This is a genomic window from Nonomuraea sp. NPDC000554 (genome assembly GCF_040300065.1).
Taxonomy (GTDB): domain Bacteria; phylum Actinomycetota; class Actinomycetes; order Streptosporangiales; family Streptosporangiaceae; genus Nonomuraea.
Window position 1 is genome coordinate 49,355 of the sequence record NZ_JBEPDC010000037.1, and the last position, 19,831, is coordinate 69,185.

Below are 19,831 nucleotides of genomic sequence, written 5' to 3' on the forward strand. Positions count from 1 at the left end.
ATGGCCTTTCCGCGGGTCAGGAGCGCCGCCCGCTCACCCTGGATCCCGGGGCTCCTGATCTCGCCCGCGCTGGGCACCGGTTCGGGAGTGCTCGCCAGGGTCTGGCTGGGCGCGCCGTCGGAGGCGGCGGTGCACTACGCCGCCTGGGTCACCGTCGGCGGGTACGTGTTCGCCGCCCTCGTCGCGGGCTGGATCTACCTGCCCAAGGTGGTGACGGCGTGGTCGGAGGCCAAGCAGGCCCAGCAGCTCTGCAAGGACCTGCACGACGACCCGAAGGCCGTCGCCGAGGCCTATGACCGGCTGCTGCGGGCCAGGCTCGGCAGCCACGCCATCGAGCTGGGCGCCATCAACAGCCCCGACATCGTGCGCATCGCCACCGGCCAGGTCAGGGTGCGCGCGGCGAAGGGGAGACGCGCTCAGTCGCCCGGCCGCACCAAGCCGGTCTCGTAGGCGAACACGATCGCCTGGGCCCTGTCGCGCAGGCCGAGCTTCATCAGGACGCGCCCCACATGCGTCTTGACCGTCTGCTCGGCCACCACCAGCTTCTGGGCGATCTCCTGGTTCGACAGGGCCTGGGCGACCAGCGTGAGCACCTCGGCCTCACGCTCGGTCAGCTCCGCCGGACGTTTGGGCGCGGGGCCACGGGGGCCGCCCAGCCGGGCGAACTCGTGGATCAGCCGTTTGGTGATCGCCGGAGCGATCAGCGCCTCGCCGGCGGCCACCACCCGCACGGCGTCTGCGAGCTGCGCGGCGGAGGCGTCCTTCAGCAGGAACCCGCTGGCCCCCGCCCGCAGCGCCTCGTAGACGTAGTCGTCGAGGTCGAAGGTGGTGAGGATGAGCACCTTCGGTGCCGAGGCCGCGTCGGACGACAGCAGCCGCCTGGTCGCCTCCAGCCCGTTCATGACCGGCATCCGGACGTCCATCAGCACCACGTCGGGCTTCAGCGCCGCGGCCCGCTGGACCGCCTCCAGCCCGTCGGCCGCCTCGCCGACCACCTCGATGTCGGGCTGGGCGCTCAGGAACACGGTGAACCCGGTGCGCACCATCCCCTGGTCGTCGGCGATCAGGACCCGGATCACGCCGTCTCCTCGACCGGCAGCCTCGCCGTCACCTGGAAACCTCCCCCTTCGACTCCGGCCGCCTCCAGCTCGCCGCCCAGCAGCGCCGCCCGCTCCCGCATGCCCACCAGCCCCTGGCCGGCTCCCGGGGGCCCGCCGGGCGACGACCCGGGGCCGTTCACCACCCGGAGCCGCACCGCGCCGGACTCGCGGGAGATGCCGACCGAGACCGTGGCGCCGGGCGCGTGGCGCATCGCGTTGCTCAGCGACTCCTGCACGATCCGGTAGGCCGACAGGCTCACCGCGGGGGGCACCCCGGCGACCGGCTCCGGCTGCTCGACCAGCACGGACAGCCCGGCGGCCCGCGCGTTGGCGACCAGCTCGCCGACCCGGTCGAGGCCGGGTTGCGGCGCGGTGTCGGTGCGGCCGTCCTGGTCGCGCAGCACGCCCAGCACCTGGCGCAGCTCGGCGATCGCCTCCAGCGACAGGCTCCGGATCTCGGTCAGCCCCGCCTCCAGCTGCGCCGGATCGCCCGCCGCCTTGAGCGGCACCGCCTCCGCCTGGATCGCGATCACCGACATGTGGTGGGCGACCACGTCGTGCAGCTCGCGCGCGATGCGGGCCCGCTCCTCCAGCACGGCCTGCGCGCTCTCCGCCTGCCGGGATCGGCGCTCCTCCAGCAGGAGCCTGGCCGTGGCGTTGCGCCGCACCCGCACGTTGTAGCCGAACAGCACCGCGACGCCGGTGATGACCGCACCGAGGGGCGCGGAGCCGCGGTCGGCGATCCACAGACCCAGGACCGTGATGAGCCACACCGCCAGCGCGATCCGCCGGTCGCAGCGGACGGCGACCGAGTAGATCACGAGCAGGTACGTCACGACCATGCCCGGCGTGTACGGCGCGTCGGAACCGGCTAACGCGGCGGTCACGTAGACCGGGACGGGGAGCAGCACCAGGGCGACCCGCCAGGCGGCCAGTGGCCAGCGGTCGCGCAGCGCCATCGGCGCCGAGACCGCGACCGCGCTCAGCAAGATCCACCCATCCCAGACGCGCGGGAGGGCGCCGTTGTTCAGGTCGGCCATCTGGCTGAAGGTGGTGCCCAACAGGACCCAGGCCGTCATGACATCGGCGGCCTGCACGAGGACGATGCGGCGGACCGGCAGCAGCGCGGCCAGTCGGCGCGGCAGGCCGAGCGTCAGGCGCCGCGACCCGGGCGGCGGCTCGGCCGCGCCCCGGAAGAGCGCGAGCGCGAAGGGCCGCACGGCTGCCGCTGCTGAGAACACGCGCCCAGCTTACGAACGGCGACGGCGGCAGGCGTCACCCCCAGGTCTGATCCTCAGGTCACTCCCAAGTATCGATTACATGCTTACGATCGCCGTGAGCGAACATCGGCAACGAAGGGAACAATCCAGGGCTCCAATGAATTGAGTCGGTATAACTCAACCCTTTGGAGTTCGCATGAGTGAGAGCCTGATCCTCCCGGTCCTGCCGCTGGACGACGAGGTCGTCCTGCCGGGCATGGTGGTCCCGCTGAACCTGTCCGACTCCGAGGTGCGGGCGGCCATAGACGCGGCCCAGGCATCTGGTGGCAACAAGCCGCGGGTCCTCCTCGTTCCCCGCATCGACGGCCGTTACGGCGCCGTCGGCGTACAGGCCGTGGTCGAGCAGGTCGGGAGGCTCCCCGGCGGCGAGCCCGCGGCGGTCGTGCGGGGCGTCGACCGGGTGCGCGTGGGCACCGGCACGACCGGCCCCGGCGCCGCCCTCTGGGTGGAGGCCATCACGGTCGACACCGTCGCGGCGGGCGAGCGCGCCCACGAGCTGGCCAAGGAGTACAAGTCCCTGGCCACCACCATCCTGCAGAAGCGCGGCGCCTGGCAGGTGGTCGACCAGGTCAACCAGATCGACGACCCGTCCGTGCTGGCCGACAGCTCCGGCTACACCCCGTGGCTGACCACCGCCCAGAAGGTCGAGCTGCTGGAGGCCGCCGACCCGGCCGAGCGGCTGGCCAAGCTGGTCGAGTGGTCCCGCGAGCACCTCGCCGAACTGGACGTGGCCGAGACGATCCGCAAGGACGTCCAGGAGGGCATGGAGAAGCAGCAGCGCGAGTTCCTGCTGCGCCAGCAGCTCGCCGCGGTCCGCAAGGAGCTCAAGGAGCTCAACGGCGACTCGGCCGAGACCGAGGAAGAGGACTATCGGGCCCGCGTGGAGGCCGCCGACCTGCCCGAGAAGGTGCGCGAGGCCGCGCTCAAGGAGGTCGACAAGCTGGAGCGGACGTCCGACCAGTCTCCCGAGACCGGCTGGATCCGCACCTGGCTCGACACCGTCCTCGACGTCCCATGGAACGAGCGGACCGAGGACAACTACGACATCACCGGCGCGCGGGCCGTCCTCGACGCCGACCACACGGGGCTCGACGACGTCAAGGACCGCATCATCGAGCATCTGGCCGTGCGCAAGCGCCGCCAGGACAAGGGCCTCGGAGTCGTCGGCGGGCGCCGCAGCGGCGCCGTGCTCGCCCTCGCCGGCCCTCCCGGAGTCGGCAAGACGTCGCTCGGCGAGTCCGTGGCGCGTGCGATGGGACGCAAGTTCGTCCGCGTCGCCCTCGGCGGCGTCCGCGACGAGGCGGAGATCCGCGGCCACCGGCGCACCTACGTCGGCGCGCTGCCCGGCCGCGTCGTCCGCGCCATCCGCGAGGCGGGCTCGATGAACCCCGTCGTCCTGCTGGACGAGATCGACAAGGTCGGCTCCGACTACCGCGGCGACCCCACCGCGGCCCTGCTCGAAGTGCTCGACCCGGCGCAGAACCACACGTTCCGCGACCACTACCTCGAGGTCGAACTGGACCTGAGCGACGTGCTCTTCCTGGCCACGGCCAACGTGCTCGAAGCCATCCCCGGGCCGCTGCTCGACCGGATGGAGGTCGTCACGCTCGACGGCTACACCGAGGACGAGAAGGTCTCGATCGCCCGCGACCACCTGCTGCCGCGCCAGCTCGAACTCGCCGGCCTGACCGCCGACGAGGTGACCGTCGCGGACGCGGCCCTGCGCAAGCTGGCCGCCGAGTACACCCGTGAGGCGGGAGTCCGGTCGCTGGAGCGCTCGGTCGGACGGATCCTGCGCAAGGTGGCGGCCAAGGACGAACTGCCCGTCACGGTCGGCGAGGACGACCTGGTCGGCTACATCGGACGTCCCAGGTTCGTGCCGGAGTCGTCGCTGCCCGAGTCCACCCAGCGCACCTCGGTGCCGGGCGTGGCCACCGGCCTGGCGGTCACCGGAGCCGGGGGCGACGTCCTCTACGTGGAGGCGTCGCTGGCCGACCCCGAGACCGGCGAGACGGGCCTGACCCTGACCGGCCAGCTCGGCGACGTGATGAAGGAGTCGGCCCGGATCGCGCTGTCCTACCTGCGCTCGCACGGCGCGGAGCTGGAGCTGCCGGTCACCGCGCTGAAGGACCGCTCGGTGCACGTCCACTTCCCGGCGGGCGCCGTGCCCAAGGACGGTCCCTCGGCGGGCGTGACGCTGACCACCGCGCTGGCCTCGCTCCTGTCGGGACGCCAGGTCCGCGGCGACGTGGCGATGACCGGCGAGATCTCGCTCACCGGGCGGGTCCTGCCGATCGGCGGCGTCAAGCAGAAGCTGCTGGCGGCCCACCGGGCGGGCATCAGCACGGTGCTCATCCCGGCGCGCAACGAGCCCGACCTGGACGACGTCCCCGAGGAGGTCCGCAACGAGCTGACCATCCACGCGGTCAGCGACGTGCGCGAGGTCCTCGACATCGCCCTGACCCCGGCCCAGGTCGCCTCCTCGGTCGCGGCCTGACCCACCCGCCGCCCGCCGTCCTCCAGGAGAGGGCGGCGGGCGGCGGCATGCCGGCCCTGCGGGAAGCCCCCGCGGGAAGCGCAGCCGCTGTCGCTTCCCGCGCGGCCCGCATCCTGTCTCACTGACGACTCTGGGTGATAGATGGATAAATCATCCCAGTGTTTGACGAGATGATTTGTTCATGCTTGCATGAGGGCATGCTGTACGAGACGCCCGTGCTCGAACCCGCCGACAAAGCGGTGTTGGAAGAGATCGAGGACATGCGCCGCGACCTCAAGTACCGCCTGGCCGAGACCCACCGCTGGGATGGCCAGCTCCGCAGGCAACTCCAGGCGCGCGCGATCCAGGGCTCCAACTCGATCGAGGGCTACCGGGCCAGCGTCGAGGACATCGAGTCCATCATGTCGGGCGAGGAGCCGCTGGAGACCTCTGCTTCCGTGGCGCGCGAGATCGCCGGTTACCAGCAGGCGCTGACCTACATCCAGGTGCTGTCGCGGGCTTCCGGTTTCCGTTACGACGTGGGGCTCCTCAACGGGCTCAACTTCATGATGATCGGCCACCACCGCCACAAGACACCAGGAGCGCTGCGGCCCGGCCTCGTCTACATCCGCGATTCCGAGTCCGGGCAGGTGGTCTACGAGGGGCCTGACGCCGAACTCGTGCCCGATCTTCTCGACGAGCTGATCGTGTGGCTCAACGCGGGCGACCGGGAGGCGCCGAGCTATGTCCGGGCTGCCATGGCGCACCTGAACCTCGTCAAGATCCATCCCTGGTGCGATGGCAACGGCCGCATGTCCCGCGCGCTGCAGACGCTCGTCCTGGGCAGGGATCAGATCACGACCCCCGAGTTCTCCTCGATCGAGGAGTGGCTCGGCCAGCAGCGCACCACCGTCGACTACTACGACGTGCTCGGCGAGGTGGGCCGGAGACAGTGGAGCCCGCACGGCGACACGCTCGCGTGGGTCCGGTTCTGCCTGCGCGCCCATCACATGCAGGCCCAGCGGGTGGGGCGTCGCCTGGCCGAGGCCGGGGAGATCTGGATGCTGCTGGAGAAGCAGGTCGACGACGAGGGGCTCAACATCCGGTCGGTGTCCGCCCTCTACGAGGTCTTCGTCAACCGGCGGCTGCGCAGGAGCCGCTACCAGGCCGACGAGGGGCTCAGCCAGGGGCAGGCGGCCCGCGACCTGCGCGACCTGGCCGCCAAGGGCTGGCTCCAGCCGTACGGAGAGACGAAGGGACGCTTCTACGCGCCGGGCCCCCGCATGGTCGAGATCAAGACCGCTCACGCCGAGCGCGTCACGCCTCTGCGCGACCCCTACCTGGAGCGGGCGGATCTTCGAGGAGCTGGTCGATCAGGCCGGCCGCCACGCTGAGGATGCGGCACTCGGCCGGGGTGAGCGTGCGGGACATCGTCTCGGCCAGTCGCGTGTCGGAGTCGCTGACCTGCTCGGTGAGCGCGGCGGCGCCCTGGTCGGTCAGGACGATGTGATGGCGCCGGCGGTCGTCCGGGTCGCGGGAGCGGCGGATCAGGCCCCGCTCCTCCAGCGTGGCGAGCACGCGGGTGACCGACTGCGGCTGGAGGTGCTCGGCCGCCGCCAGGTCGCCGGCGGTCATCGCGCCGTTCCTGCGCAGGTGCCCCAGGAGCGAGAGCGCGAGCCTTCCCAGGCCCTCCGCCGGGCGCTCGTCCCGCAGCCGCCTGGCCAGCCCCACGGCGGCGCGCCGCAGCGAGGCGGCCGTTTCGTGTAGCTCCTCGTCGTTCACGATTATTACGCTAGCACTTACTAAGTCAACGGTGAACATCGGGACTATGCCCTAAATCTGGTACGCATAGCGTAATGATTGGAGTAGGCTCCAGACGTCCAGCGGTGCGGGGCATCGGGAGGTGCCGATGGGGGTGTCGAGGGAGCTGTCGCGGATGGCGGCCGCCGCGCTCGGGCTCGGCGGGCCGGTCGCGCTGGGGGTCGTCACGGGGCGTCCGGCGCTCGGGATGCTGGCCGCGGTCGGCGCGCTGGCCGCGGCCGGCGTCTCCCCGCCGCCCGGCCTGCGCGCCACCCTGACCCGAAGCGCCTGCACCACGGCGGTGGTGGCCGCCGCCGGGTTCGCGGGCGCCGCCGTCGCCGGGCGCGGCTGGGTCACGGCTCTGGCCGTCGTCCTCCTGGCGGGGGCGGCGGCGGTGGTGGGCGGGCTGAGCCGCCCCGTGGCCGAGCTCACCACCCGGTTCATCACCTTCATGGTCATCATGACCGGCGCGGCCAAGGGCGCCGACCCGATCGCCGTGGCCGTCCTGCTCGCTGAGGGCGCCGCCTGGGGCCTCCTCCTCGCCGCACTCCTGAGCCGGGTGACGAGCCCCGAAGGCGGCTCTGGCGCGGACGACCCCGCCCGGGCGGTCGCGGCCCACGCGGACGACCCAGCTCAGGAGGTCGCGGCTCATGCGAAGGAGCCTGCTCGGGCGGTGGTGGTCCATCCGGAGAAGTCCGTCCGCGCGCCGTCGCCGGGAGCGCTCGTGCGGCGCTGGTGGCGGACGTTACGCACCGCCCGCGGGTGGCGGTACCCCGCCCGGCTGACCGCCTGCCTGGCCGCGGCCCAGGTCATCGGCCTGGTCTGGACGCAGCCGACGGCGTCGTGGATCTCCGTCACCGTGGTGATCGTCGTCAGGCGGCGGTTCGACGGGGCCCCGCGGCGGGCCGTCGAGCGGGCCGCGGGAACCGCAGCCGGAGTGCTGGCGGGGGCGGCCGTGCTGCTGTGGGTGCCGCCGTCGTGGCTGTTCGTGCTGGTCGTGGGCGTGCTGGCCGCGCTGCGCCCGATGCTCAAGGACCGCAACGGCACCCTGTACGCCGCCGTGATGACGCCTCTCGTCCTGCTGCTCATGGACGGTGTGTCGGCCGCGACGATCGGCTACCGGCTCGCCGACACGGCCGTGGGCTGCGCGCTGGCGCTCGGCCTCGGCTACCTGCCCTGGGCGGCGCGCAGCCGCGGAGACAACGTGAGGAGCGCCCGTGCCGTCGTGGAGTGACCACGCGATCCTGTGGCAGGTCTACCCGCTGGGCTTCACCGGGGCACCGGCCGTCGCCCCGCCGCCGGGCGTGTCGGTCCGGCACCGGCTGCGGCAGTTGGAGGGGTGGCTGGACTACGCCGTCGAGCTGGGCTGCTCCGGCCTCCTGCTCGGCCCGATCTTCGCGTCCGAGACGCACGGCTACGACACCGTCGACCACTTCCGCATCGACCCGCGGCTCGGCGACGACGGCGACTTCGACTCCCTCGTGGCCCGGGCGGGCGAGCGCGGGCTGCGCATCGTGCTCGACGGCGTGTTCAACCACGTCGGCAGGTCCTTCGCGGCGGACTCGCGGTGGTTCAGGAAACGTCCGGGCTCGACCGGCTACGACACCTTCGAAGGCCACGACCGGCTGGTGGCGCTGGACCACGCGGAACCGGCCGTGCGCGAGCACGTCGCCGCCGTGCTCGACCACTGGCTCGGACGCGGCGCCGCGGGCTGGCGGCTCGACGCCGCCTACGCCGTCCCGGCCGATTTCTGGCGGGACGTCCTGCCGGGCGTGCGCGCGCGGCACCCGCGGGCGTGGTTCGCCGGCGAGATGATCCACGGCGACTACGCCGGATACGTCACGCGGTCCGGGCTCGACTCGGTCACCCAGTACGAGCTGTGGAAGGCCGTCTGGAGCTCGCTCAACGACCGCAACCTCTTCGAGCTGGCCTGGGCCCTCGACCGGCACAACAGCCTGCTCGACACCTTCGTCCCCCTCACCTTCGTCGGCAACCACGACGTCACCAGGCTCGCCACCCGGCTGCGGGACGAGCGGCACCTCGGCCACGCCCTCGCGGTGCTGCTCACCGTCGGCGGGGTGCCGAGCCTGTACTACGGCGACGAGCAGGCGTTCCGGGGGCTGAAGGAGGAGCGGGAGGGCGGCGACGACGCGATCAGGCCCGCCTTCCCCGCGGCCCCCGGCGAGCTCGCCCCGCACGGCCGGCCGGTCTACCGGCTGCACCAGGACCTCATCGGGCTGCGCAGGCGCCATCCCTGGCTGGTGCGGGCGCGTACGACCGTCGAGCACCTGACGAACAGGGCGGCCGCGATCAGGTCGAGCGCCGACGGCGAAGGCGTCCTCACCCTGCTCAACCTCGACGACCGGGCGTACCGGTTCCCGATCGACACCTCGCGCGTCAGGCTCGCCGCGCCCGAAGGCGGTGCGCAGGACCTCGCGGTCGTCGGGCCGCACGCGTGGAAGATCCTGGTCGAGAAGGACGAGTGACGTATATCACCAAGGATGTCGGGAATATCGGGAAGTAAAGGGACTGTTAGCACGGGCGTGGACGAGGCATACGCGAACGAGCTGAGCGCCCCCGCAGGCGCCCCGTGTTTCCGCATGCGTCGTTTCGGCAGGCGTCAGGGGCGAATGTGCGTCATGGCGTGTAACGCCCGCTAGTCGAGACCCGTCCGCACTCCCTCGGAAGTTCACCGATGATCGCACCCAGTTTCGTGCTGCGCAGGCTGAGCCACCTGCCGTTCCCTCCTGGCACGCGCTGATCCGCACCCGTCCGTTGGTGCTCGTCTCCGCGGCCCTCCAGGTGGCCGCTCTCACTCGTGGGGATTTTTCGTGATTCAGGCTTCAGGCCTGCGCAAGCTGTACGGCAACACCGTCGCCCTCGACGGCGTGGACCTGCACGTGCGCGAGGGCGAGATCTACGGCGTGCTCGGCCAGAGCGGCGCCGGCAAGAGCACGCTCCTGCGCTGCGTCAACCTGCTCGAACGGCCCACGGCGGGCACGGTCACCGTCGCCGGCCAGGACCTGACCGCCCTGCCCGGCAAGGAGCTCAACCGCGCCAGGCAGCGCATCGGCATGATCCACCAGCACTTCGCGCTGCTCTCCTCGCGCACGGTCGCGGGCAACGTGGCGTTCCCGCTGGAGGTCATGGGCGTGCCCAGGGCCGAACGGGAGCGGCGGGTGGCCGAGCTGCTCGACCTCGTCGGGCTCGCCGGACGCGGCAAGGACCATCCGGCCCGCCTGTCCGGCGGGCAGAAGCAGCGCGTCGGCATCGCCAGGGCGCTCGCGGGCAACCCCGCCGTGCTGCTCTCGGACGAGGCCACCTCGGCGCTCGACCCCGCCACCACCGAGTCGATCCTCGCCCTGCTGAAGCGGCTCAACGCCGAGCTGGGCCTGACGATCCTGCTGATCACGCACGAGATGCACGTCGTCAAGCGCGTCTGCGACTCGGTCGCCATCATGGCGGACGGCCGCGTCGAGGAGTCCGGCACCATCGCCGACCTCATCAGGACCCCGGGCTCCCGCCTGACCAGGGAGATCTTCCCCCTTCCCGAGCCCGCGCCGGCGGGCTCGGTCACGCTCACCTTCACGGGCGACCCGCAGCAGCCGGTCGTGTCCGAGGTGGTGCGCACATTCAACGTGGACGTCAGCATCCTGGGCGGCTCGATCGAGGACCTCGCGGGCGGGTCCGTCGGACGCCTGCGTGTCTCCCTGACCGGTGACACCGCCCCCGCGCTGGACCACCTGCGCTCGCGCGGGCTGCTCGTGGAGGAGGCCTCGTGAGGCGTTCGTCCGGAACGAAGGGTGTGGAGGGCTCATGACCTGGGACGAGATGGCGCCGCTGCTGTGGGCGGCCACCGGGGAGACCGCGCAGATGGTCGGCTGGTCGACCCTTTTCACCGTGCTGTTCGGGCTGCCCCTGGGAGTGGCGCTGGTCGTGTTCGACCGGGGCGGGTTGCGGCCCCTTCCGGCGGTCAGGTCCGTGCTGGGCTTCGTCGTCAACGTCGGGCGGTCGCTGCCGTTCATCGTGCTGATGATCGCCATCATCCCGTTCACCCGCCTGCTCGTCGGCGTCTCCATCGGGACGGCCGCCGTGGTCGTGCCGCTCACCGTGGGCGCGGTGCCGTTCTTCGCGCGGCTCGTCGAGACGGCGCTGCGCGAGGTCAGCCGGGACGTGATCCAGGCCGCCCAGGCCATGGGGGCCGGTCGCATGGCCATCGTGCGCAAGGTGCTCCTGCCTGAGGCGCTGCCGGGGCTGGTCGCAGGGCTGACGGTGACCGTCGTCGCGCTCATCGGGTACTCGGCCATGGCGGGGACCATCGGCGGGGGAGGGCTGGGCGACCTGGCCGTCAGGTACGGCTACCAGCGGTTCGAGACCCTGCTCATGATCGTGACCGTCGTGCTGCTCGTCGTGATCGTGCAGCTGATCCAGAGCCTGGGCGACGTGGTCGCTCGGCGTCTATCGCATAAGTAGAGGAAAAATCATGAAAGTTCGCCGCATTGTGGGTGCTGTCGCCCTGTCGTTGTTGCTCGCCGCATGTGGAACGTCGCAGTCCGCTACGACGGAGAAGGCCGAGTCGGCCGACAGCGTGCTGAAGGTGGGCGCCAGCCCCGTGCCGCACGCGGAGATCCTGAACTTCGTCAAGCAGAACCTGGCGCCCGCCGCCGGGCTGAAGCTGGAGGTCGTCGAGTTCACCGACTACGTGCAGCCGAACGTGCAGCTCGACGAGGGCCAGCTCGCCGCCAACTTCTTCCAGCACAAGCCGTACCTGGACGACTTCAACGCCTCCAAGGGCACCAAGCTGAGCTTCGTCACGCCGGTGCACCTGGAGCCGCTCGGCCTGTACTCCAAGAAGCTGACCAGCCTGGCCGCGCTGCCCGGCGGGGCCGCCGTGGCCGTCCCGAACGACGCCACCAACCTGGGCCGGGCGCTCAAGCTGCTCGCCGACAACGGCCTGGTCAAGCTCAAGGACGGCGTCGGCACCACCGCCACCGAGCGGGACGTGACCGACAACCCGAAGAAGCTGGTCTTCAAGCCGGTGGAGGCCGCGCAGCTGCCGCGTACCCTGGACGACGTCGACGCCGCGGTGATCAACGGCAACTACGCCATCCAGGCCGGGCTCAAGCCCGCGTCGCAGGCTCTGGCGCTGGAGAAGACCGAGGGCAACCCGTACGTCAACGGCCTCGTGGTGCGCGCGGGGCACGAGAAGGACGCCAACATCGTCACTCTCGGCAAGCTCCTGCAGGACCAGAAGGTCAAGGACTTCATCCAGCAGAAGTACCAGGGCTCGGTCATCCCCGCGCAGTGACGGCGGGTTCCGCCGCCTGACCCGGTTCGCCGCGGTCCCGTCGAGGGGCCGCGGCTGCGCCGTGCCCGGGAGGATGCTGGCGCGACGCGCGTCCAGCCGAATACTGTTCGGTCATGTATCCGGGAGCCATCGCAGCCGTCACCCCTGACAAGCCCGCTGTGATCATGGCGGGCTCCGGACAGATCATCACCTACCGCCGGCTCGACGAGGAGTCGAACAGGCTCGCCCACCTCTTCCGCGCCGCCGGCCTGCGCCCCGGCGACCACGTCGCGTTCATGCTCGCCAACCACCCGCTCTTCCTGGCCATCGCCTGGGCCGCGCACCGGTCGGGGCTGTACTACACGGCGATCAGCTCCCGCCTGCAGACGGACGAGCTCGCCTACATCGTGGACAACTGCGGCGCCCGGGTCTTCATCTCCAGCGCCGACCTGGCCGAGGTGGCCACGTCCATCGCCGCCGAGACTCCCGGCGTCGAGCTGCGGCTCATGCTGGACGGCACCGCCGAGGGCTTCTCCTCCTACGAGGAGGCGGTGGCCGCCCACCCGGTCACGCCGATCGAGGACGAGGTCCAGGGCGCGGACATGCTCTACTCCTCCGGCACCACCGGCAGGCCCAAGGGTGTCAAGCCCGCCCTGCCGGAGGCCCCGCTCGACGCGCCCGGCACGCTGCTCAGGCTGGTACAGGGCCTATTCGCACCGACGTCCGACAGCGTGTACCTGTCGCCGGCGCCGCTCTACCACGCCGCCCCGCTGCGCTACTGCCTGACCTTCCAGCGGCTGGGCGCGACGGTCGTGGTGATGGAGCGCTTCGACCCGGAACGGTACCTGGAGCTGGTCGAGAGGTACGGCGTGACGCACACGCAACTCGTGCCGACGATGTTCATCAAGCTGCTCAAGCTGCCCGAAGAAACCCGGAAAAAGTATGATCTGTCCTCTCTGCAGTGCGCCGTCCACGCCGCCGCCCCCTGCCCCGTCCCGGTCAAGGAGCAGATGATCGACTGGTGGGGGCCGATCGTCCACGAGTACTACGCGGGCACCGAGGGCAACGGCTTCCTCTACGCGAGCCCGCAGGACTGGCTCCAGCACCGCGGCACCGTCGGCCGCTCGCTGCTCGGCACCGTCCGCATCTGCGACGACGACGGCGCCGAGCTGCCGGTGGGGGAGCGCGGCACGGTCTTCTTCGACAGCCGCGCCCGCTTCGAGTACCACGGCGACCCCGACAAGACCCGCTCCGTCCAGGACCCCCAGGGCAGGGGGTGGACGACGCTGGGCGACATCGGCTACCTCGACGCCGACGGCTTCCTCTACCTGACGGACCGCCGCTCGTACATGATCATCTCTGGCGGGGTCAACATCTACCCGCAGGAGGCCGAGAACGTCCTGTCGATCCACCCCAAGGTCGCGGACGTGGCGGTCTTCGGCATCCCGGACGAGGAGATGGGCGAGCAGGTCAAGGCCGTGGTGCAACCCGCGTCGATGGACGAGGCGGGCCCGGCGCTGGAGGCCGAGCTCATCGCGTACTGCCGCGCCCACCTGGCGCACTACAAGTGCCCCAGGTCCGTGGACTTCCGCGAGGAACTGCCCCGCCACCCCACCGGCAAACTGTACAAACGCCTCCTCAGGGACGAGTACCTGCGGCACGGGTGAGAACCTCGTCACCCACCTTGACCTGCTCCTGAGACCGACGAACTGGGCGGTTATGCGGGAAGAACACCCAGACAGGGGCACTGCCCGGTTTGCTAGGGTGATCTTCGTTCTGTGCCGATGCGCCGAGGAGATCGCATGATGACGGAAAGCACTCCGAACATCCCGCTCGGTGCACCCACCGCCGCGCGCATGTACGACGAAGCGCTGGGCGGCAAGGATCACTTCGAGGTCGACAGGGCGGCCAACGCGAAGCTGTACGAGGTGATCGGCGAAGACCGGGTGCGCTCCACCGCCATGGAGAATCGCCGGTTCCTCGGGCGCGCGGTGCGATACCTGTCGAGGGAGTGCGGCATCCGCCAGTTCCTCGATGTCGGCTCCGGGCTGCCGACCGCCCGTAACACCCACCAGATCGCCAAGGAGGCCGACCCCGGTTCCCGGGTCGTCTACGTCGACATCGATCCGATCGTCGCCGTGCACGGCAGGGCGTTGCTGGCCGACGACTCCACCCGGATCGTCACCGCGGACATGCGCCGGCCCGAGACCATCCTGGACGACGCCGAGGTCAACGAGTTCCTCGACTTCAGCCAGCCGATCGCGGTGCTGTTCGTCGCGGTGTTCCACTTCGTCACCCCGGCCGAGGACCCCGCCAGGATCGTGGCGGCCTTCCGCGAACGGCAGTCCCCGGGTTCGTACGTGGCGATCTCCCACCTGACCACCGATGGGATGTCGGAGAAGGAGCAGGAGGGATGGTATGCCGGGTTCGCCGGTGCGACTGTGCCTCTCGCGCTCAGGAGCGAAAAGGAAATCCGCCGCCTTTTCGATGGCTATGACCTCGTCGAACCCGGCCTGGTGCGCCCCTACGACTGGCACCCGGACGATGACGACTCGCCCCGAACCAACTCCCTGTTCGGCGGCGTCGGCCGAGTCGCGCATCCCTCCTGAATCCCGGAGGCCACGTCGGCCCAGATGCACGAGTGGCCGAGGTAGGCGGGCCTGTCCCTGCCCAGGTGCGGGACCCGGCGGCAGGGGTACCGCGCCCCGGGGGCAGCCCTGCCGCGACGAAACGGCAGCGCAGCATCTGGCTGATTAAACCGTCCTTGACCTGCGTAGTTGCCGTCCGAAGAAAAAAATTTCGGGCCGAAATCACCCAGGAAACCCGTGGACCTGCGGTGATAAGAATCGTGTCAGACGTCTCACGACACGTGGATCAATGGCTTAACCAGCGTTTACAGACCAGTCACCTGTGGACCCCGAGTCCACGCAGGACCGCCCGAACCTGTATGCCGAATAATTAAACCGCCAAAATGCGTCGTCGAGCAGGCGCTGATAGTAGAGGTCGGTCATGTTGCGAGGGTAGTCCTGGGCGGTCGGGGCACGTGTGCATCTAGCGAGTTGACCAGGTTTTGCACCTTGTGGGATCGCTGAGCGTGGGCAGTGAGGTCGGCGCGGAGATCGGCCATCAGTGATAGGCAGCGGGCTGAGGTCACCATGGGCAGCCGTTCCAGCGCAAGATGACCGATCTGCACGGCCTGGTCGAGGTCGCCAGCTCGGACATAGGCAAGGCTGAGATAGACGCCGTGGCGTAGCGCCGACCGGCGGTGATCCTCGGCCTGGCACAGGGCGCGCTCACGCAGCAGCGTTTCCGCCTCATGTATCAGGAGGTTCCGCCGGTGTCCAGGGACGTCGCGCGTGAGCATGACAAGAGCCCGCCCGGCGATGGCGTCCAACTCCGTCGCCGTCACGTAGCTGGCCCACGTCGGCCGTCCATCGGCATTGCTGATCAGCTCAGCGGCGCGGTCACGGGCACGCTCGACGCCTGCGAGATCGCCCGCGCCAGCGTGCGCCAGAGCACTGCGGGCGGCGATCAGCGCCTGGACGGAGGCGGGAGTCTGAGCCGCGGCCTCCGCAGCGGCGGCGGCGAGTTGGAGTGCCTCGCGATGCTTCCCGAGCGTGGTCGCACCTCAACGGCGACCCGGCTCCACTACGCCGGCTGGCCCGGCTGACCCCCAAAACCATCCCGCCGTTCAACCCTCCGTGGCTTGCGGGGCATGTGGCCTTTCGTTGTGGCGACGGCTCCTTCCCCTTCGACCGGCTGGCATCGGCGGCCGAGCGTCAAGCGCAGGCCGAGCGGTACTACGAGCGGGAACGCCCGATGGCGCCCTATCAGCCCACCGATATCTTCCCCACCGAGGCGGTCGCCAGCCAGGAGTGGTGTATCAACTGGCCGACCCCGCGACACAGCCCGCCGCGCCCGCCCGGACAGGCGCTGCCCAACGTACCCATCCTGGTCGTGGCAGGGGACTTCGACGTCAACCGCCCCGCAGAGGTGGCGCGTTCGCTTCGGGTCTTCCCGAACGCTACCGTCATCCGGATTCCGTTCGGGATTCACGCGCAGTCCTTTCTCCCATCGCCGATGGGTGACTGCGTACGCGGCATGCTGCGCACCTTCCTGACCACCAAGCGGGTGGTCGACCAGAAATGCACCGGCGAGAACTACAGCGCCGTCGGCGCATTCCCGCAAGAACTCAGGGACATGGCGCCGCACCCGGCCGGCAAGCTCAGCCCCGGCCAGCGGCGGATCCTCGCGGCCACCTTCGCCACCGCCGCCGACGCCACCGCCCGCCGCAATCCGCACGCCTTCTACTACTTCGGGCGGCCGAACGAGCCGGGGCTGCGCGGCGGCCAGGTTACCTTCGGCCAGGACATCACGCTCGACAGCGTGCGGTTCGTACGCGACCTGCGGGTCAGCGGCCCCATCAAGCTCATCCCAGGCGGCCGCGCCACCGCCACGCTCCGTGCCGAGACCGGCGGGCGCACCTACGAGGTGACGCTGACCTGGACGGCGTTTGGAACTCGCCCGTCCCTGTCCGGCACCTTCGACGGCATCCCCTTCGCCTAGAGACCATATGCCGAGGATCCCCATGAGACGGCCAATGACCTTGGCGCCTGTGAACTCTCACGTGGTGGGCGGGTGGAACGGGACGACGTTGTCAGAGGGCGGAGGGGTGGGCTTTGTTGCCGGCCCCTGCTCTAGGGTGAGGACGGCGCTGGCGAGCGTGAGGTGTGTGACCAGCTGGCGGAGTTCTTCGCTCTCGGCTCTCTGGTTCGCGATCGTCTGTTTGAGTGGTGACGGTTTCGCGGAGCTGTTTCTCGGTTTCCGGGATTTGCTTCGTTTCGGTGCGGACCCGTTCGTAGAATTCGTTCTTCATCAGCGTGCCGTTTGAGGAGAGCCATGCGGTGAACGCCGGCCTCGACGGCGAGAGCGGCGACGGTGAGGCTGCCGTTTGAGACGGTGGCCTTTCCCGCCAGGAGCCGGTCCATGGCCTGGTGGATGCGAGCGCGCTCGTCCTGGTGCTGCTGGGTCATGTCAGGGCCTCGGCGGTCTGGGCGGTGGCGTTGTGGGTGTCGGCGATCTTGCGGAGCCGGTCAGCGTTGGCTCTCAGGCGCCTGCTGAGCGGCCCTGGTGTGCGGGCGGCCAGCTTGTCGATCTCGTCAGCCCGCTCCCGCCTGACGGGCATGGGTGTCGGTGCGGACCGCGTTGCCGCAGCCGGGCCGGCAGTCGTGCTGCCTCGGTGCCGTCGCATCCGGCTCGGGCTCGCAGAGTGCGTTATCCCGCTTGAACGCGCAGATCAGGAACGCGTCGGGGTTGTCATAGAGCACGATGCCGTCCCGGGCGAGGAACGCGGTGGCCTTCTTCGCGAAGGTGCGGGGCACGATGCGACCCGCGAACCGCGGAGTGTGGGCGGCTCCGATGACCGTCACCGCCCCCCCTCGCCCACATCGCCGCCCAGCTGCAGGGCCCCGCGGCCTCCACCGCCCTCGCCCCGGGCCCGCGGCTGGCGGTCGGTCTGCGGCTGGACTGCTCCATCAGTCTCCCTCCCCGCGTGATCGCCGAGGTCGAGACAGCCGCCGCGATCCTGGTCCGGCTCGCCCCGAGCGGCTCACATGGCGGGCCTATCACAGCGCCTTCGTCGACCGGTACGGTCCGGGAGCTGTCGTGCCCGTCCGGGAGCTCCTGGACCCCGACCGAGGTCTCGGATACCCCGCCGGGTTCCGAGGCTCGCTCTTCACCGAAGATCCCGCGCCGACACGCAGAGACGTCACGTTAGCGGCTCTGGCCTACAACGCCACCGTGGACGGGTCTGTCGAGCTGGCCCTCACCGACGACCTCGTGACCGAGCTGGAGACCGGCGGGGGCGCAGCGCCGATCGCCCCGCACACCGAGGTGCGAGCCAGCCTCAACGCCCGCACGCCGGCCGACTTGGACGCCGGAAACTTCACCCTCACCGTGGTAGCCGCGTCGCGGCACGCCGGCACCTCAGTGGGCCGGTTCCTGCATCTCCTCCACGCCCAAGACCGGGACCGGATCACCGACGCCTATCGCCGCCTCCCAACCAGCACGGCCGGCGCACTGGCCGTACAGCTGTCAGCGCCTCCACTGACCGCCCGCACGGACGGCCTGGCCCGAACCCCGGAGGTCCTGCCGGTCCTGTCGCTAGGGAACACCGGCACACGGAAGACTCAGCTGTCGCCCTCGACGACCTGGCGGTCACCGCCGACGCCCGCCGCCTGGTCCTGGTGTCCCTCACGCGCGGGTGCGCGGTGGAGCCGCGGATGCTGAACGCGATCAACCTGCGGCACGTCCACCCCCTGGTGCGGTTCCTATGCGAAGTGTCCACCGCAGCCTCGGCATCCTGTAACACCTTCGTGTGGGGTCGCGTGGCCGACCAGTTCGCGTTCGTTCCGCGCGTCCGCTACGGCCGGACCATCCTCAGCCCCGCGCGGTGGAGCCTCACCGCCACCGAGCTGCCCGCGGCGGCCGTCGCCACCAGGAAATGGATCGAGGGGTTCCATGAGCACCGGCAGGCCCGCCATATCCCGGACGTGGTGCGGTTTGGCGACGATGATGTCCTGATCCGGCTGGACCTCACCCAGAGCGCTCACCTGGCGCTGTTGCGCCGCCATCTGGACCGCGCCGGCACGGCCCGGCTGATCGAAGACACAAGCGACGACGCCTGGATCGCCGGCCGTCCCCATGAGATCGTCATCCTCTCGCCTCCACCACCCCGCCCCGCCCTCTGGCGCGGCCCGTGCGGCGCGAGCGGACCTACCATGGTCCCGGCCACCTGCCCGGAAACTCACCCTGGCTGTACGCGAAACTATTCAGCCACCCAGCACGACAATCCGACCTGCTTACGACCTATCTGCCGGACCTGCTCGCCGACTGGGAGCACGGCGGGCGCGACGACTGGTGGTTCATCCGCTACGACACCCCTACACCGCACCTGCGGCTCCGGCTGCGCCTGCACGATGGCGACTGCTACGGTCCCGCCGCCCAGGCACTCGGACGGTGGGCAACTCAGCCGCGGCATCCGTCACGTCCTGACACACGTGGTGATCCTCCACTGGAATCGTCTCGGCCTCTCCGCAACCACGCAGGCCATCCTCAGCCGCGCGGCGCGCGAGGCCCTGCTACCTTCCGGGAGTTGACCGATGGCTGCCCTGGATCTCACTGGCGGTGGCGACGCGCCTGAGGCCGTACAACGCGAAGAAGCGCCCACTCTCCCGAAGGAGAGTGGGCGCCATCTTTGTAGCGGGGGCGGGATTTGAACCCACGACCTCTGGGTTATGAGCCCAGCGAGCTACCGAACTGCTCCACCCCGCGTTGCAGACGAAAGACTATCGGATCATCAACGTGCTCAAGCCATGATGGTCATGCAGCTGAGCTCTCGGCCGGATTCGAACCGGGAGAAGGTCGTGCGCTCGCCGTCGGGGATGATCCAGGCGAACCACACGTCGCCAGCGCGCTTCCGCTCGTGATCCAGGAACATGCGAACCTCCTCGGCCGTGACGGTCTCGGCGTCGTCCGGAGGCCCCTCGGCCTGGAGGAAGTCGACGAACCGTCGGGCCACCCGCAGGTACAGCGTGCGCGTGGTAGGAGCCTTGTTGGCTAATGCGAGCTCCCACGAGCTGATGAGCGCGGCCAGGAGAGTGCCGCGGGGAACGACCGTTTTGCGCCGGCGGGCTTGGCGGCGCGCGCGGGGGGTGAACGCGACGACGTTGTTTTCGGACATGGCTGGGCCTCCCGGTGCGGGATCGGAGCCGACTCCACTTAAGCGATGGGGAGCCGATTAAACCGTCCTTGACCTGCGTGGTTGCCGTCCGAAGAAAAAATTTTCGGGTCGAGATCACTCGGGAAACCGGCCGTGGACCTGCGGTGA

The 19,831-nt window shown here is 70.3% G+C and carries 18 protein-coding genes, 1 tRNA gene and 2 pseudogenes; 13 read left to right on the forward strand and 8 right to left on the reverse strand.

The window, feature by feature from the left end; genetic code table 11:
* Positions 1–450 carry a hypothetical protein gene (locus ABT294_RS44405; protein WP_350812516.1) on the forward strand — a complete coding sequence of 150 codons (450 nt, stop codon included), beginning with the start codon at positions 1–3 and terminating at the stop codon, positions 448–450.
* Here ABT294_RS44405 and ABT294_RS44410 read toward each other — a convergent pair.
* A complete protein-coding gene (locus ABT294_RS44410; RefSeq protein ID WP_350812517.1) occupies positions 417–1,079 on the reverse strand; it encodes a response regulator in 663 nt (220 codons plus the stop codon). The two genes, ABT294_RS44405 and ABT294_RS44410, sit on opposite strands and share 34 nt — an antisense overlap.
* On the reverse strand, positions 1,076–2,341 hold the full coding sequence (locus ABT294_RS44415; RefSeq protein ID WP_350812518.1) for a sensor histidine kinase: 1,266 nt from the start codon (positions 2,339–2,341) through the stop codon (positions 1,076–1,078). Before ABT294_RS44415 ends, ABT294_RS44410 begins: the two co-directional genes overlap by 4 nt.
* Positions 2,342–2,516: 175 nt before the next feature.
* On the opposite strand from ABT294_RS44415, the gene lon reads away from it, so the two are divergent.
* Both lon and ABT294_RS44425 read left to right on the forward strand, forming a co-directional pair.
* Entirely contained in the window at positions 2,517–4,877 is a 2,361-nt protein-coding gene (gene lon, locus ABT294_RS44420; protein WP_350812519.1) for an endopeptidase La, read from the forward strand.
* Positions 4,878–5,074: 197 nt separating this feature from the next.
* Complete coding sequence (locus ABT294_RS44425; RefSeq protein WP_350812520.1) at positions 5,075–6,250, forward strand: Fic family protein; 1,176 nt, start codon at positions 5,075–5,077, stop codon at positions 6,248–6,250.
* Here the strand turns inward: ABT294_RS44425 and ABT294_RS44430 are convergent.
* Positions 6,174–6,638: a MarR family winged helix-turn-helix transcriptional regulator gene (locus ABT294_RS44430; protein WP_350812521.1), complete on the reverse strand. Its 465-nt coding sequence runs from the start codon at positions 6,636–6,638 to the stop codon at positions 6,174–6,176. The genes ABT294_RS44425 and ABT294_RS44430 overlap by 77 nt on opposite strands.
* A gap of 127 nt (positions 6,639–6,765) precedes the next feature.
* Here ABT294_RS44430 and ABT294_RS44435 point away from each other — a divergent pair, with 127 nt between their 5' ends.
* The 7 genes from ABT294_RS44435 to ABT294_RS44465 all read left to right on the forward strand — a co-directional run bounded on the left by ABT294_RS44435 (position 6,766) and on the right by ABT294_RS44465 (position 14,552).
* Positions 6,766–7,890 (forward strand): FUSC family protein, encoded by a 1,125-nt coding sequence (locus ABT294_RS44435; RefSeq protein ID WP_350812522.1) that lies wholly within the window; start codon positions 6,766–6,768, stop codon positions 7,888–7,890.
* A complete protein-coding gene (locus ABT294_RS44440; RefSeq protein ID WP_350812523.1) occupies positions 7,874–9,142 on the forward strand; it encodes an alpha-amylase family protein in 1,269 nt (422 codons plus the stop codon). Before ABT294_RS44435 ends, ABT294_RS44440 begins: the two co-directional genes overlap by 17 nt.
* Positions 9,143–9,487: 345 nt before the next feature.
* Entirely contained in the window at positions 9,488–10,438 is a 951-nt protein-coding gene (locus ABT294_RS44445) for a methionine ABC transporter ATP-binding protein (protein ID WP_350812524.1), read from the forward strand.
* A gap of 34 nt (positions 10,439–10,472) precedes the next feature.
* Positions 10,473–11,129, forward strand: a complete 657-nt coding sequence (locus tag ABT294_RS44450) for a methionine ABC transporter permease (protein ID WP_350812525.1) — start codon at positions 10,473–10,475, stop codon at positions 11,127–11,129.
* Between the two features lie 10 nt (positions 11,130–11,139).
* Positions 11,140–11,964 (forward strand): MetQ/NlpA family ABC transporter substrate-binding protein, encoded by an 825-nt coding sequence (locus ABT294_RS44455; protein ID WP_350812526.1) that lies wholly within the window; start codon positions 11,140–11,142, stop codon positions 11,962–11,964.
* 113 nt (positions 11,965–12,077) lie between these two features.
* Positions 12,078–13,610, forward strand: coding sequence for an AMP-binding protein (locus ABT294_RS44460; RefSeq protein WP_350812527.1), 1,533 nt, complete (start codon positions 12,078–12,080; stop codon positions 13,608–13,610).
* A 135-nt stretch (positions 13,611–13,745) separates the two neighbouring features.
* On the forward strand, positions 13,746–14,552 hold the full coding sequence (locus tag ABT294_RS44465) for an SAM-dependent methyltransferase (protein WP_350812528.1): 807 nt from the start codon (positions 13,746–13,748) through the stop codon (positions 14,550–14,552).
* 398 nt (positions 14,553–14,950) lie between these two features.
* On the opposite strand, the pseudogene ABT294_RS50945 reads toward ABT294_RS44465, so the two are convergent.
* Positions 14,951–15,508: pseudogene (locus ABT294_RS50945) on the reverse strand (hypothetical protein); the annotation flags it as partial.
* Between the two features lie 152 nt (positions 15,509–15,660).
* On the opposite strand from ABT294_RS50945, the gene ABT294_RS44475 reads away from it, so the two are divergent.
* Positions 15,661–16,509 (forward strand): alpha/beta hydrolase, encoded by an 849-nt coding sequence (locus ABT294_RS44475; RefSeq protein WP_350812530.1) that lies wholly within the window; start codon positions 15,661–15,663, stop codon positions 16,507–16,509.
* A gap of 463 nt (positions 16,510–16,972) precedes the next feature.
* Here the strand turns inward: ABT294_RS44475 and ABT294_RS44480 are convergent, their stop codons facing one another.
* The gene (locus tag ABT294_RS44480; RefSeq protein ID WP_350812531.1) at positions 16,973–17,128 is read right to left on the reverse strand and encodes a hypothetical protein; all 156 of its coding nucleotides are present in this window, start codon (positions 17,126–17,128) and stop codon (positions 16,973–16,975) included.
* Entirely contained in the window at positions 17,103–17,372 is a 270-nt protein-coding gene (locus ABT294_RS44485; RefSeq protein WP_350812532.1) for a hypothetical protein, read from the reverse strand. Before ABT294_RS44485 ends, ABT294_RS44480 begins: the two co-directional genes overlap by 26 nt.
* Between ABT294_RS44485 and ABT294_RS44490 the strand changes: the two are divergent.
* Together ABT294_RS44490 and ABT294_RS44495 are read left to right on the forward strand one after the other, a co-directional pair.
* Positions 17,362–18,506, forward strand: a pseudogene (locus ABT294_RS44490) (lantibiotic dehydratase family protein); the annotation flags it as partial. The gene ABT294_RS44485 and the pseudogene ABT294_RS44490 overlap by 11 nt on opposite strands.
* Before the next feature lie 194 nt (positions 18,507–18,700).
* The gene (locus ABT294_RS44495; protein ID WP_350812579.1) at positions 18,701–19,144 is read left to right on the forward strand and encodes a thiopeptide-type bacteriocin biosynthesis protein; all 444 of its coding nucleotides are present in this window, start codon (positions 18,701–18,703) and stop codon (positions 19,142–19,144) included.
* A 57-nt stretch (positions 19,145–19,201) separates the two neighbouring features.
* On the opposite strand, the gene ABT294_RS44500 is transcribed toward ABT294_RS44495, so the two are convergent.
* Together ABT294_RS44500 and ABT294_RS44505 are read right to left on the reverse strand one after the other, a co-directional pair.
* Positions 19,202–19,275, reverse strand: a tRNA-Met gene (locus ABT294_RS44500).
* Positions 19,276–19,309: 34 nt separating this feature from the next.
* Positions 19,310–19,684 carry a site-specific integrase gene (locus ABT294_RS44505; protein ID WP_350812533.1) on the reverse strand — a complete coding sequence of 125 codons (375 nt, stop codon included), beginning with the start codon at positions 19,682–19,684 and terminating at the stop codon, positions 19,310–19,312.
* Positions 19,685–19,831: the final 147 nt, after the last annotated feature.

Excerpts from the sequence above, each read along its gene's own strand:
- ABT294_RS44405 (WP_350812516.1), top strand. The coding sequence starts at position 1 with ATGGCCTTTCCGCGGGTCAGGAGCGCCGCCCGCTCACCCTGGATCCCG.
- lon (WP_350812519.1), top strand. The coding sequence starts at position 2,517 with ATGAGTGAGAGCCTGATCCTCCCGGTCCTGCCGCTGGACGACGAGGTC.
- ABT294_RS44425 (WP_350812520.1), top strand. The coding sequence starts at position 5,075 with ATGCTGTACGAGACGCCCGTGCTCGAACCCGCCGACAAAGCGGTGTTG.
- ABT294_RS44435 (WP_350812522.1), top strand. The coding sequence starts at position 6,766 with ATGGGGGTGTCGAGGGAGCTGTCGCGGATGGCGGCCGCCGCGCTCGGG.
- ABT294_RS44450 (WP_350812525.1), top strand. The coding sequence starts at position 10,473 with ATGACCTGGGACGAGATGGCGCCGCTGCTGTGGGCGGCCACCGGGGAG.
- ABT294_RS44455 (WP_350812526.1), top strand. The coding sequence starts at position 11,140 with ATGAAAGTTCGCCGCATTGTGGGTGCTGTCGCCCTGTCGTTGTTGCTC.
- ABT294_RS44460 (WP_350812527.1), top strand. The coding sequence starts at position 12,078 with ATGTATCCGGGAGCCATCGCAGCCGTCACCCCTGACAAGCCCGCTGTG.
- ABT294_RS44465 (WP_350812528.1), top strand. The coding sequence starts at position 13,746 with ATGATGACGGAAAGCACTCCGAACATCCCGCTCGGTGCACCCACCGCC.
- ABT294_RS44480 (WP_350812531.1), bottom strand. The coding sequence starts at position 17,128 with ATGCCCGTCAGGCGGGAGCGGGCTGACGAGATCGACAAGCTGGCCGCC.
- ABT294_RS44505 (WP_350812533.1), bottom strand. The coding sequence starts at position 19,684 with ATGTCCGAAAACAACGTCGTCGCGTTCACCCCCCGCGCGCGCCGCCAA.